This is a genomic window from Halosimplex halobium (assembly GCF_051414055.1).
Lineage (GTDB): Archaea > Halobacteriota > Halobacteria > Halobacteriales > Haloarculaceae > Halosimplex > Halosimplex halobium.
Window position 1 is genome coordinate 1 of the sequence record NZ_JBLKNX010000007.1, and the last position, 12,279, is coordinate 12,279.

The following is a 12,279-nucleotide window of genomic DNA, read 5'->3' on the forward strand; positions in this document are numbered from 1 at the left end:
GCTCGCTCGGAGTTGGATCGACCGCACTCGACAGCGAGTGCTGAAAGCCCTCGGCCCGCTCGCTCGGAGTTGGATCGACCGCACTCGACAGCGAGTGCTGAAAGCCCTCGGCCCGCTCGCTCGGAGTTGGATCGACCGCACTCGACAGCGAGTGCTGAAAGCCCTCGGCCCGCTCGCGGTCGCTGAGCGACATATCCGCGCTCTCCGCACCGCCCGCGCGGATAAGGGTCGCTCAGACGACTGAACTGCGCGCGAGCGCGCCTCGCCCTTTCAGTCCGCCAGGACCGCTACCGCGCCGCACCCGCCCCGGACAGCAACCGTAGACAGCCACGAGCCTCCCCAACCGATTCGCGACACGCGAGTCGCGAATCCCTCGCGCGACTGTTTCGAGCGGCCCGCCAGAGGGCGGGCACGCTCGACAGCGCACGCCAACCGCACCGCAACCGCTCACCGCAACCGCTCACCGCAACCGCTCACCGCAACCGCTCACCGCAACCGCTCACCGCAACCGCTCACCGCAACCGCTCACCGCAACCGCTCACCGCAACCGCTCACCGCAACCACTCGCCGCAACCGTCTCCCCTGCACGCCAGCGGTGACGCTGGTCGAGACTCCTTCGCTCGCCGGCTACTCGACCACGAGTTCCGTCTTCTCGGCCACCGCGTCGGCCTCTGCGAAGTCGCCGCCGCCGAGCAGGCCGCGGGCGGCCTTCTTGCCCCACTCGACCGCGGGCTGGGTGAACGTCTCGACGCCGTACAGTTCGCCGGCCAGCACGCAGGCGGCCTCCATGTCGAAGAGGAGGCGTCCGACGCTCGCGGCGTCCATCGCGTCGATCTCGACTCGCACCGAGGGGCGCTCGGCGGCGGCGAGGCTCGCCTCGGTCGCCTCGAACTCCGCGTCCAGCAGCGTGCCAAGGTCCTGCCCACCGAGGTACGCCAGGTCTTCTACGTCCGTCTCGGGGATCGGGCAGTCGGGTCGCTCGCGCGGGCGGACGACGGTGACGAGCTTGTCGCGTGGCCCCGCCCGGTAGAGCTGCAACTGGGAGTGCTGGTCGGTCGCGCCGAGCGCGCGGGCTGGGGTCTGGCCCCCACCCTCTTTCCCGAGACTCTCGGCCCACAGCTGGGCGAACCACTCCGCGAACGACTCCAGCCCCTCGACGTAGGGCATCATCGCGTTGACGCTCGCGCCGCGCTCGTCCAGCGCGTAGGCGACCGCGCCGTAGGCGTAGGCCGGGCACTCGAAGAGGGACTCCGCGAGCGCGTCGGCGCCCGCGCGGCCGCCGGCGAGCAGTCCCTCCAGGTCGACACCCATGATCGCGGCGGGCACCAGTCCGACCGTCGAGAGCGCGGAGAACCGGCCGGGGACGCCCTCGGGCACGTCCAGCGCGGGGAGGTCCTCGCGCTCGGCCAGCTCGCGGAGCGGGCCGGACTCGCCGGTCGTCACGACCGTCCGTTCGGTCCAGTCGACGCCCGCCGATTCCATCGCCTCGCGGACCACCAGGAAGTTCGCCAGTGTCTCGGCGGTGGTGCCCGACCGCGAGACCACGTGGACGACCGTCTCAGCGAGGGGCAGGTCGTCGAGGAGTCGGTCCACGTGGGCCGGGTCAACGTTGTCCAGCGCGTAGTGGTCGACCGGCGAGTCGCCGGCCAGCGCCTCGGTGATCGTGACTGCGCCCAGCGCCGACCCGCCGATGCCGACGGTGAGGACGGCCTCGGGGTCGAAGCCGTCGACGGCGGCCTCGATCTCGGCCGCGTCGGCGCGTTCGGGGAGGTTGAGGGCGGCGTAGCCGAACTCGTCGTCGGCCATCCCGCGGGCGATCCGGTCGTGGGCGTCGGCGACGCGCTCGTCGAGGTCGTCGAGGGCCGCCCGGTCGATCCCGGGGTCGGCCTCGCTCGCCAGCGCGTTCCCGATGTCGACTCGCATACGCGGGTGGTCGCCCGGAGATGGGATAGTCCTTTTCGGGTCGGGCCGGCCGTCACGACGCGAGCCCGGACCGCTCCCGGACGGCCCTGACCGTCGAACGGGTGGTTTATTCCCGGCCGAACCGAACGCCCCGTAGATGAGCGACGCCACGGACGAGGTCGGTGCGGACGGGGAGGTCGCGTCGGCGTCGAGCGACGAGGGCGCCGCGGAGACGTACAAGGGGATCCTCACGGCCTACCCCTACGCCATCCGTGCGAGCGACTCGCTGGCGTTCCGGATCTACGCAGGCACCAGCGCGCTGTTCGGCGCCGGGATCGTCCTGCTGTTCACGTTCGCGGTCGTGACGCTGCTGGGCGCGACCGCCGAGGCGCCCGGCGGATCCTTCACCTTCTCCCGGGCCTTCTTCCTGTTTCTCATGCTGCTGGTCGTCGCGCCGCTGGTGGCCCCGGTGCTGTTCGTCGCCCGCCGCCACCGCCGGACCGGGTCGGACACCCGCTACGACCGGGGGATGGCCGCGACGGGCTACGGGTTCCTCCTGGCGATGTACGTCGCCCTCGTGATCACGACGCCGGCAGACCTGCAGGAGGACCCCGGCGGCGCCCTCGGCGCGGTCGCCGAGTTCCTCTACGGGCTACCGAACGAGGCGGCGGTCGTCCCGCCGGTCGCCGCGGCGCTACTGATCTACCTCACACATCGACAGCTCGGGTGACCGGCGCGGCCCGAACGGACGAGGGGCCGTCGGCGCGAGTCGCCGTCGAAACGGGGAAAAGCCCGGACCGGCTACGCACGCCCATGAAGACCGGGACGTTCGTCGTCACGGAGGCCGACCCCGAGTCGGCGGTGTTGCGCGACGTGAGCGACGGGCAGATCCACACGCTCGGGAGCAATCCCGACCTGGAGGTCGGCGTCGCCGTCGAGGGGACGCTCGCGCCCGAGCCACCGATGGACGTGGTCTGGACCGTCGAGGAGATCGAGCGGCAGTTCACCGTCTCCGTCGAGGAACACGACGAACCGCCCACCCAGCGCGCCCGCGAGACCGCCGCCGACCAGCCCGTCGGCGAGGTGACCACCCACGAGCGCGCGGGGACGGGGGAAGTCCACGTCCTCACGGTCCCCGAGGAGTCGACCGAGGGCGCCGTCGCGGACGTGCGCGACGACGAGGCGACCGTCGAACGCGCCGCCCGCCTCGGCGTCGAACGCGTCGAGATCCGCTCGGAACCCGGCGTCGTGAGCGTCCGCTACCTGCCCTGAGTCCGGATTTCTACAGCGCTCCCTCTCACGGCCAGTCGCCGCTCGCGACAAACGAGCAAACATTCAAACGGCAGTCAGACAAACAGACAGACGTGCCGATCGACATCGAGCGGTTCGAGCGCGAGGGGGAGTTCGGGAGCGAGGAGACCCACGCGACTCGAATCCTGGGGTTTCTCGCCGCGAACGACGACAAGGCGTTCCGGCGTGGCGAGATCGCCGCCGAGACCGGCATCGACGCGGACACCGTGAGTTCCGTGCTGCATCGGCTGAAGTCGCGTGACCTCGTGCGACACAAGCGACCCTACTGGGCGGTCGGCGACCCGGAACGGCTCCGCGAGGCGAGCGCGACGAGCGACTCGCTGGCCGCACTCAACGACCGGCTCGGGACCGAGGACATGGACGAGTGGCGCGAGGCGGCCGAACGGAGCGACGACGGGGAATGACGCTCGAACGCGGCGACGTAGTCGCGGTCAGCGACCCGTTCGACGACAACGAGACACGCCCGTTCGTGGTGGTCAACACCGACGACCATCCCTTTCACGGCCAGCAGTACGTCGCGCTGATGCTCACTACCCGCACCTGGTTCGACGGGACGATCCCGCTCTCCGATGGTGATTTCGTCGAGGGCGGGGTTCCGGACGACAGTTCCGTCGTCCCGTGGGGAGTCGCGTCCCCCGGCGAGAGCGATGTCGGCGAGCGGTTCGGCCGACTCCGGTCGCCGACCGTCGACGACGCCGTCGAGGCGCTGACGACGTATCTCCGCTGAGGGCTACTCCGTCGGGCCGCTCGCGCTCTGGACGCGCCAGCCGCCCTCTACCTCGCAGGAATCACGGACTTCGTACTCGATGGTCGTCGAGTCGTCGACGGTATCGCCCCCCTCGACCGACTCGACTCGTAACGGCACGTCTAACGTGTCGCCGCAACAGCCGACGCCGGCGAACTGCTCGGTCGTCCCCCCTTCCTCGACGCGCCCGAGCGTCTTCCGCAGGTACGCGCGGAACGGCGACCCGTCGAGCTTGTCCCGGCCCCACGTACTGAGGTCCGAGGGGTAGGAGAGCACCACCTTCGTCGCTGCGTTTTCGGTCGGTTGCTGGTCCTGTCGACTCATCGATCCCAGTTGGGTCGTGACGCGGAAAGTGGTTCCGTCGGTCGCCGCGTTCGAGTCGAGACGGGGGCGTCGAGAGTCGGAGCGAACTGTTGCGGCGACGGCTGCGAACCTCAGATCAGGTCCTCGAACTCGTCCAGGAACTCGTCGTAGGTGTCGATGGCCGACTGGATCGGGTCGGAACTCGTCATGTCGACGCCGGCCGAGTCCAGCAGTTCGAGCGGGTACTCCCGTGAGCCGCTGGCGAGGAACTCCCGGTAGCGCTCGGCGGCCGGCTCGCCCTCCTCCAGGATGCCCTGTGCGAGCGCGACGGCGGCGGAGATGCCGGTCGCGTACTGGTAGACGTAGAACGCCCGGTAGAAGTGCGGGATCCGCATCCACTCGCGGGCGATGCGGTCGTCCACATCGGCGTCAGCGTAGTACTTCCCCTTGAGGTCGCCGTACAGTTCGTCCAGCCGGTCGGCGGTCAGCGCCTCGCCCTCCTCTTCGAGCCGGTGGGTCTCGTGTTCGAACTCCGCGAACATCGTCTGGCGGAACAGCGTCGATCTAAATCGTTCGAGGTACTGGTTGAGGACGTGCCGGCGCAGCCGCTCGTCGTCGACCACGTCGAGCAGGTGGTGCGTGAGGAGCGTCTCGTTGACCGTGCTCGCCACCTCGGCGACGAAGATCTCGTAGGAGCTGTAGACGTACGGCTGGTGTTCGCTGGTGTACTCGGAGTGCAGCGAGTGGCCGAGTTCGTGGGCGAGCGTGTACATCGAGGCCACGTCGTCCTGGTAGTTCATCAGGATGAACGGCTGGGAGTCGTAGGTCCCACCGGAGTAGGCGCCCGACTGCTTGTTCTCGGTCTCGTACACATCGACCCACCGGGAGTCGAGTCCCTCGGCGAGCCACTCCTGGTACTCCTCGCCGAGCGGTTCCACCGCCCCCGTCACCCACTCGCGGGCCTGGTCGTACTCCACGTCGGGGCTCTCGCCCTCGACCATCGGGACGTACAGGTCCCACATCTTGAGTTCGTCCGCACCGATGGAGCGGCGCTTGAGGTCGGCGTGGCGCTGCAACACGTCGAGGTTGTCGTCGACGGTGTCGACGAGCGTGTCGTACACCTCCACGGGGACGTTGGGGCCGTCGAGGGCGGCCTCGCGGGCGGTGTCGTAGTTGCGCGCCCGGGCCAGTTTCACGTCCGTCTTGACGCTGTTCCGGTAGGCGGCGGCGACGGAGTTGCGGTACTCCTCCCACTCGTCGTAAAACGTCTCGTACACGTCGCGGCGAAAGTCGCGGTCGGGGTTCTCCTGCAGCGTCGTGAAGTTGTTGAGGGTGATCCGCCGGGGCTCGCCGTCGGGGTCCTCGACGGTGGGGAACTCCACGTCGGCGTTGACGAGCATGTTGTACACCTCGCCGGTCGAGCCCAGCACCTCGCCCAGGTCCGCGAGCAGGTTCTCCACCTCGGCCGAGCGGGTGTGCGGTTTCATCCGTAGCACGTCGTCGAAGTAGTGCTCGTAGACCGCCAGGTCGGGATTCTTCTCGATGTACTGCTCGACAGTCTCGCGGTCCAGACTCTGGATCTCGGGTTCGAGGAAGCTGGCGGCCGAGGAGGCCTCCGAGGACAGCGACTGGGCCCGGGAGGACAGCGCCTGGTAGTGGCTGTCGGCGGTGTCCTCGTCGCTGCGCATCCGGGCGTAGGCGGAGACGTTCGCCACCTCGCGCATGATCGACTCGTAGGTCTCCAGGCAGTCCCCCAGGGTCTCGGGGTCGTCGGTCGCCCGCCCCTCGAAGGCGCGCAGGTCGTCGAGTCGCTCCTGGACGGACTCGAAGGCGGCCTCCCACTCCTCGTCGTCAGCGTAGAGGGATTCGAGCTCCCACTTGTACTCCTCGTCGATGTCGCCGCGCTCGGGCACGGAACTCATGGCACGGAGTTGGCGCCGTCGCGCCGTAAGCCGTTCGATGCCGGAAGGGCCGGCGAACGGTGGACGCCGAGAGCGGCGGACAGCCCACGCTTTTATCGCCGGCGACGCCAGGGACGGTATGGACGGATTCGACGCCGGCGGGTCGCTCGCCGGCGACGACCCGGCGGCCGCACCGCTGGGGCGCGCCTGGCTCGCCGACGACTCGTGGGAGCTGTTGACGCGGCTGACCGAGCTCGACGACCGGCTGGGCGGCCACCCCGGCGACCGCCGCGCGGCCGAACTCGTCGCCGACGCCTTCGAGTCGGCGGGCGTCCGCGCGGTCAGCGAACAGCCGTTCGACGTGAGCCGCTGGACCCGCGGGACGACCGACCTCGCCGTGAGCGTGCCCGACCGGGGCGTCGAGCGGTCGTTCGAGGCCGTCGCGCTCCCCTACTCGCCCGCCCACGAGTGCGAGGCCCCGCTCGTGGACGTGGGCTACGGCACGCCGGCGGAACTGGACGCCGCCGACGTGTCGGGCGCGGTCGCCGTCACGCGCACCGCGACGCCGCCGGACTTCGGCCGCCCCTACCACCGCGCCGAGAAGGTGGGCCACGCCGCCGCGGCGGGCGCCGAGGCGTTCGTCTTCACCAACCACGTCCCCGGCCAGCTCCCGCCGACCGGCTCCCTCCGGTTCGACGCCGAGGCCGCGATCCCGGGCCTCGGCGTGAGCAAGGAAACCGGCGAGTGGCTCCGCGACTACGCGAGCGAGGGCGCCCGGGCGCACCTGCGCGTCGACGCCGAGACCGAACCCGGCACGAGCCGCAACGTCGTCGGCCGGGTCGGACCGGGGACGGAACCGGAGGCGGACTCCGACGACCGCGGCGAGCGAGCGGCGGACGAGCGCGACCGCGAGGTGGTCGTCGTGGCGCACTTCGACGCCCACGACGTGGGCGAGGGGGCGCTGGACAACGGCTGCGGGATCGCGACCCTGGCCGCCGCGGCCCGGATCCTGACTGCGATGGATCTCGACCGGCCAGTCCGCCTCGCGGGCGTCAGCTGCGAGGAGCTCGGACTGGTGGGCAGCGACGCGCTCGCCGACCGCCTCGACCTCGACGGCGTCCACGCGGTGGTCAACGTCGACGGCGCCGGCCGGTACCGCGACCTGACGGCGCTGGTCCACGGTTCGGAGGCGATGGGCGACCTCGCCGGGGGCGTCGCCGACGCGGTCGGTCACCCCCTCGACGTGCAGGAGCGACCCCATCCTTACAGCGACCACTGGCCGTTCCTCCGCGCGGGCGTCCCGGCGCTGCAGTTGCACAGCAGCAACCCCGACTCGGCGGGGCCGTGGGACCGCGGCTGGACCCACACCCGCGCCGACACCCGCGACAAGGCCGACCGGCGGACGCTCCGCGAGCACGCGATGCTGGTCGCCCTGTTCGTCCGCGCGGTCGCCGCCAGCGACCTGCCGCGGCTCGACCCCGGGGCGGTCCGCGACGCCCTCGAAGAGTACGGCGCCGACGAGGGGATGCGCGCCGCCGACATCTGGCCCGACGAGTGGGCGTGAACGTCGGTCCGGTGGCCGCGGGGACCCCCGCTACCGACGAGCGCGGCTCAGTCGACGCGCCCGACCGGACGGGCGTTCTCGTCGAGGTCCGTCGCGAGGTCACTCGCAGTCTCGCGGAGGCGGTCGGCGATCCCCTGGTTCTCGTCGGCCACGTCGAACCGCTCCTCGACATCGGTGTGGAGGTGATAGAGCTCCTCGGAGTCGAGGTGGAGTTTCCAGCCGTCTGCGTCGCGGACCGCGCCGAAGTCGCCGCCGCCGGTCTGGTAGATGTAGCTGTCGCGCGGCGAGTCCGCCGACTCGGGGTCGGTCAGGAGGTCGGTCGCGTCCGCGCCGTCGATAACACGGTCGGCGGGCGGGTCGACGCCGGCCAGGTTCGCTAGCGTCGGCAGGAGGTCCATCGTCGTCACGAGTTCACTGCAGACGCTCCCGGCGGGGATCGTCCCCGGCCAGCGTGCGATGGCTGGGACGCGCGGGCCGCCCTCCTCGACGGAGAACTTGCCGCCCGAGAGGTGGCCGGGGCTCCCGCCGTCGACCCCCTCCTCCAGCCAGGGCCCGTTGTCCGAGGTGTAGATCACGAGCGTCTCGTCGTCGATGCCCAGCCGGTCGAGCGTCTCCAGGATCCGCCCGACGCTCCAGTCGATCTCCTCGATGGCGTCGCCGTAGTCGCCGCGTCTGGAGGCGCCGTCGAACCCCTCGGAGGCGTGCAGTGGGACGTGGGGCATGGTGTGGGCGAGATAGCAGAAGAAGGGGCCGTCGCGGTTGTCCTCGATGAACTCGACGGCCTCCTCGGTGTACCGGCGCGTGAGCGTCGACTGGTCGACGGGCGCCTCGACCACCTCCGTGTCCCGCATCAGCGGGAGTTCGCGGTACTTCCCCTCGGTGTGGGCGGCGCCCATGTCGTTGGAGTAGGGCACGCCGAAGTACTCGTCGAACCCGTGGTTCGTCGGCAGGAACGGCTCGCGGTCGCCGAGGTGCCACTTGCCGAGACAGGTCGACGTGTAGCCCGCCGCCGCGAGCACCTCGGGGATCGTCACCTCGTCGGGGTGGAGCCCCTCGTCGTCGCCGGGGAACAGCACCCACTCCTCCAGCCCCACCCGGGCGGGGTAGCACCCGGTCATCAGCGACGCCCGCGACGGCGTGCAGATGGGGGCGCCCGCGTAGAAGCTCGTGAACTTCGCGCCGTCGGCCGCCATGCCGTCGAGGTGCGGCGTCTCGATGTACGGCGAGCCGAAACAGCCGATGTCGCCGAACCCCTGGTCGTCCGCGAAGACGAGCACGACGTTCGGCGGGTCCGTAGTGTCCGGTGGCACGACTCGGCAGTTTCGCCCCCGGGTGAAAAAGCTACGCTCCGGGCGAGCGACGTACTCGCGGCTGGTCCTCGGTCACTCCGCCCGCGCCTCGAAGACCAGTGTGGACGGCAACTTCGCCAGCAACTCGGGCCTGCGCTCGCCCCACGGCCCCTCCTCGTAGTCGTCCGGGTCGGGAGAGCCGGGTTCGAGCATTCGCTCGACCCGAAACCCCGCCCCCACGAGCGCGTTGTGTACGTCGGCGACCCGGTGGCGGTAGGTCACCATGTCGGTCTCCAGGTCGTCCTGGGGCGTGACCTGCCGCCCCGTGTCGAAGTAGCTCGCCTCGATTTCGTGGCTCTCGGGGTCGGCCAACTCGTAGACGGGATGGGGCATCGAGAAGACGAACCGACCGCCCTCGCGGAGCACGCGGTGGGTCTCCCGGAAGCAGGCGGCGAGGTCGTCGACCCACTGGAACACGTAGGCGTTGAACGCCACGTCGAAGCCGTCGCCGGCGAACGGGAGGTCGGTCACGTCGCCCTGGAGGAACTCCACGTCGGCGTCGCGCTCGGCGGCCAGCTCGCGGGCGAACTCGAGCTGTTCCGCCGAGAGGTCGATGCCGGTCACGTTCGCGCCCCGTTCGGCCAGCGCGACCGAGCACTGTCCGCCCCCGCAGCCGAGTTCCAGCACGTCCTTGCCGGCCACGTCCAGCAGGAGCCGCAGGTCGTCGTCGACCCCCACGCCGGTCCAGTTGATCCCCACGTCGAGGTCGACATCGTCCTGAAACCAGCGAGCCGTCAGCTCCCACCACTCGCGCACTTCCTCCGTCATACCCCGTCTGTTTCGGCCGGTTCCGATAGGTCTTGTGTCGGCCTGCGGGATCGTCCCACGGCGTTTCGAGCCCGGGAGTTGGACGCCCGGCGCGCGCTGTCGCGAGTCTCGTCTCGCGACAGTAATCGCGCGAGGGATTCGCGACTCGCGTGTCGCGAATCGGCTGGGGAGGCTCGTGGCCGTCTGCGGTGCTGTTGCGGTCGCGGTGCGGTTGCGGTTCCTGGCGGACTGAAAGGGCGAGGCGGGCTCGCGCGCAGTTCAGTCGCCTGAGCGACCCCTATCCGCGCGGGCGGTGCCGAGAGCGCGGATATGTCGCTCAGCGACCGCGAGCGCGGCGAGGGCTTTCATCGCTTGCTGTCCTCTGCGGCCACCGAGACAGCTAGCGAGCGCGGCGAGGGCTTTCATCGCTTGCTGTCCACTGCGGCCACCGAGACAGCTAGCGAGCGCGGCGAGAGTGTTCACCGCTCACCGTCGAGTGCAGACGAGTCGGGCGCGGTTGCGGTCCGGCCGGTATCGCGGTCCGCCCAGCAGGGCTTTTGCTTCACCCGTCCCAACGACCGCTCATGCGAGTCGACGCCGACAGCGCGGCGGTCGTCGTGGTGGACATGCAGAACGGCTTCTGTCACCCCGACGGCAGCCTCTACGCACCGGGGAGCGAGGAGGCCATCGAGCCCGTGGGCGAGGCGGTGTCGAAGGCCCGCGAGGCCGGCGCCGAGGTCGTCTGGACCCGGGACGTGCACCCGCCCGAGCAGTTCGAGGACGCCCACTACTACGACGAGTTCGACCGCTGGGGCGAGCACGTCCTCGAGGGCTCCTGGGAGGCGGAGATCGTCGAGGAACTCGACCCCCGTGAGGAGGACCTGGTCGTGGTGAAACACACCTACGACGCCTTCTACGAGACGCAACTGGAAGGGTGGCTGGACGCCCACGACATCGACGACCTGGTGATCTGTGGGACGCTGGCGAACGTCTGCGTGCTCCACACCGCCTCCAGCGCCGGGCTCCGGGACTACCGGCCCGTCCTCCTGGAGGACGCGGTGGGCTGCATCGAGGAGGACCACCGCGAGTACGCCTTAGAACACGCCGACTTCCTGTTCGGCGAGGTGACACCGCTCGCGGACATCGAGTTCGTCTGAATGGCGGACCGCGACTCCGACGAGCGGCCGTCGGCCAGCGTCCGACGGTACGAACCGCGGGACCGGGAGGCAGTCCGTCGACTGCACCGCGTCGCGCTCGCCGACGCGGGGACAGACCCCGTGGACGTGCCCGACACCGACGACCTCGACGACGTGCGGTCGTCGTATCTCGACTCCGGTGGGGAGTTTCTGGTGGTCGAGATCGGTGGGGACGACACTGACGGCGACGACGCCGAGGTGGTCGCGATGGGCGGGCTCGCGGTCGAGGGCGACGAGATCCCCGAGGGTGCGGGCGAACTCCTGCGGGTCGCGGTCCACCCGGACCACCAGCGCGAGGGCCACGGCGACCGCGTAGTCGCCGGCCTCGAACAGGCGGCCCGCGAGCGGGGTCTCGACCGACTCTTCCTCTGGACTGCACAGCGACAGCGCGCCGCGGTGTGCTTCTACGTGACCCGCGGCTACGAGGGGACTGACCACCGAACCGAGGGCGAGTACGAACTTATCCGATACGAGAAGCAACTGGGTTCGCGCGACTGACTTTCACAGGTCCGACTCCCGGCCCCGATCCGTCCCGAAGGACAGTACGGGGTGAGGACCTGTTCGAAAACGTATTACTCGACCTGACCACACCTCGGACTGGACCGATGTCAGTGATATTCAGCGCCGTCGAGGAGGGGTTCACCTCCGCGCTGACCGCCCTGTTGTTCTCACTCCTCGCCGTGATCGGGTACCTGCTGGTGATTCCGATAGTCGACTGGGCTGAGAGAACGGTGTTCGACTCGCACGCTGTCGCTCCGTCACTGACACGCGAGCGGATCGCGTTCGCCATCTCTGCCGTGACTGTGGTCGGCTCTCTCGTCTTCGTGCTGTTCTTCTCGATCGACCTCCTGTATCACGCCACTCGATTCGTCGACGGATCGACATACTCGTCGGTACAGTTCCAGCTCCGGATCGCGCTGTTGACCGGCGCAGCCGTCGCGGTATCGCTTCGTTCCGTCGATACGGTCGCGACTGCACTATTCGGGGGGTCACACACCTCTCTGCGATACGTGATCGCGGTTGCGGGCGCGAACGCGGTCGTTCTCGCCACCCTGTTCGTCGGGATAGAGTATGCACTTGCACCAGGGAACTACGACGACCTGCGGGGCTTCCTCACTGCGACGGGGCTCGCGGGCAGGGAGAACCTCATACCGCGACCCGACACGGTTCTCGCTTTCTATGCGGGGACCCTCGCTGGCACGTCCGTGGAAATGCTCTCGTACGCCCTCTCGAAGCTCGAAGCCGAGCTGTGATACGTGGC

Annotated in this window: 14 protein-coding genes; 8 read left to right on the forward strand and 6 right to left on the reverse strand. The window is 69.8% G+C overall.

Annotated elements, in window-relative coordinates; genetic code table 11:
* Together ACMGFG_RS08505 and ACMGFG_RS08510 are read right to left on the reverse strand one after the other, a co-directional pair.
* Nucleotides 1-193 (reverse strand): hypothetical protein (locus ACMGFG_RS08505; protein ID WP_436929911.1); only part of this gene is annotated, 193 nt, incomplete at its 3' end.
* Between the two features lie 434 nt (nucleotides 194-627).
* Nucleotides 628-1,923 carry a phosphoglucose isomerase-related protein gene (locus tag ACMGFG_RS08510; protein ID WP_436929912.1) on the reverse strand — a complete coding sequence of 432 codons (1,296 nt, stop codon included), beginning with the start codon at nucleotides 1,921-1,923 and terminating at the stop codon, nucleotides 628-630.
* Between the two features lie 136 nt (nucleotides 1,924-2,059).
* Between ACMGFG_RS08510 and ACMGFG_RS08515 the strand changes: the two genes are divergently transcribed.
* From ACMGFG_RS08515 to ACMGFG_RS08530, 4 genes are all read left to right on the forward strand, one after another.
* Entirely contained in the window at nucleotides 2,060-2,632 is a 573-nt protein-coding gene (locus tag ACMGFG_RS08515; protein ID WP_436929913.1) for a DUF8056 family protein, read from the forward strand.
* A gap of 83 nt (nucleotides 2,633-2,715) precedes the next feature.
* The gene (locus ACMGFG_RS08520; protein WP_436929914.1) at nucleotides 2,716-3,174 is read left to right on the forward strand and encodes a DUF5812 family protein; all 459 of its coding nucleotides are present in this window, start codon (nucleotides 2,716-2,718) and stop codon (nucleotides 3,172-3,174) included.
* 92 nt (nucleotides 3,175-3,266) lie between these two features.
* A complete protein-coding gene (locus ACMGFG_RS08525) occupies nucleotides 3,267-3,617 on the forward strand; it encodes a MarR family transcriptional regulator (RefSeq protein ID WP_436929915.1) in 351 nt (116 codons plus the stop codon).
* Complete coding sequence (locus ACMGFG_RS08530; protein WP_436929916.1) at nucleotides 3,614-3,940, forward strand: type II toxin-antitoxin system PemK/MazF family toxin; 327 nt, start codon at nucleotides 3,614-3,616, stop codon at nucleotides 3,938-3,940. Before ACMGFG_RS08525 ends, ACMGFG_RS08530 begins: the two co-directional genes overlap by 4 nt.
* 3 nt (nucleotides 3,941-3,943) lie before the next feature.
* Here the strand turns inward: ACMGFG_RS08530 and ACMGFG_RS08535 are convergent, their stop codons facing one another.
* Together ACMGFG_RS08535 and pepF are read right to left on the reverse strand one after the other, a co-directional pair.
* Nucleotides 3,944-4,282, reverse strand: coding sequence for a DUF7968 family protein (locus ACMGFG_RS08535; protein WP_436929917.1), 339 nt, complete (start codon nucleotides 4,280-4,282; stop codon nucleotides 3,944-3,946).
* Nucleotides 4,283-4,392: 110 nt separating this feature from the next.
* Entirely contained in the window at nucleotides 4,393-6,183 is a 1,791-nt protein-coding gene (gene pepF, locus ACMGFG_RS08540) for an oligoendopeptidase F (protein WP_436929918.1), read from the reverse strand.
* Nucleotides 6,184-6,301: 118 nt separating this feature from the next.
* Between pepF and ACMGFG_RS08545 the strand changes: the two genes are divergently transcribed.
* Nucleotides 6,302-7,726, forward strand: a complete 1,425-nt coding sequence (locus ACMGFG_RS08545; RefSeq protein WP_436929919.1) for a M28 family peptidase — start codon at nucleotides 6,302-6,304, stop codon at nucleotides 7,724-7,726.
* A 47-nt stretch (nucleotides 7,727-7,773) separates the two neighbouring features.
* Here ACMGFG_RS08545 and ACMGFG_RS08550 read toward each other — a convergent pair whose 3' ends face one another.
* Together ACMGFG_RS08550 and ACMGFG_RS08555 are read right to left on the reverse strand one after the other, a co-directional pair.
* Nucleotides 7,774-9,036 carry a sulfatase family protein gene (locus ACMGFG_RS08550; RefSeq protein ID WP_436929920.1) on the reverse strand — a complete coding sequence of 421 codons (1,263 nt, stop codon included), beginning with the start codon at nucleotides 9,034-9,036 and terminating at the stop codon, nucleotides 7,774-7,776.
* A gap of 72 nt (nucleotides 9,037-9,108) precedes the next feature.
* Nucleotides 9,109-9,843, reverse strand: coding sequence for a class I SAM-dependent methyltransferase (locus ACMGFG_RS08555; RefSeq protein ID WP_436929921.1), 735 nt, complete (start codon nucleotides 9,841-9,843; stop codon nucleotides 9,109-9,111).
* Between the two features lie 563 nt (nucleotides 9,844-10,406).
* Between ACMGFG_RS08555 and ACMGFG_RS08560 the strand changes: the two genes are divergently transcribed.
* The 3 genes from ACMGFG_RS08560 (at nucleotide 10,407) to ACMGFG_RS08570 (ending at nucleotide 12,271) form a co-directional block, all read left to right on the forward strand.
* Entirely contained in the window at nucleotides 10,407-10,979 is a 573-nt protein-coding gene (locus tag ACMGFG_RS08560; protein ID WP_436929922.1) for a cysteine hydrolase family protein, read from the forward strand.
* Complete coding sequence (locus ACMGFG_RS08565) at nucleotides 10,980-11,516, forward strand: GNAT family N-acetyltransferase (RefSeq protein WP_436929923.1); 537 nt, start codon at nucleotides 10,980-10,982, stop codon at nucleotides 11,514-11,516. It begins immediately after the preceding gene.
* Nucleotides 11,517-11,623: 107 nt separating this feature from the next.
* Nucleotides 11,624-12,271, forward strand: coding sequence for a hypothetical protein (locus tag ACMGFG_RS08570; RefSeq protein WP_436929924.1), 648 nt, complete (start codon nucleotides 11,624-11,626; stop codon nucleotides 12,269-12,271).
* The last annotated feature ends 8 nt before the right edge of the window (nucleotides 12,272-12,279 follow it).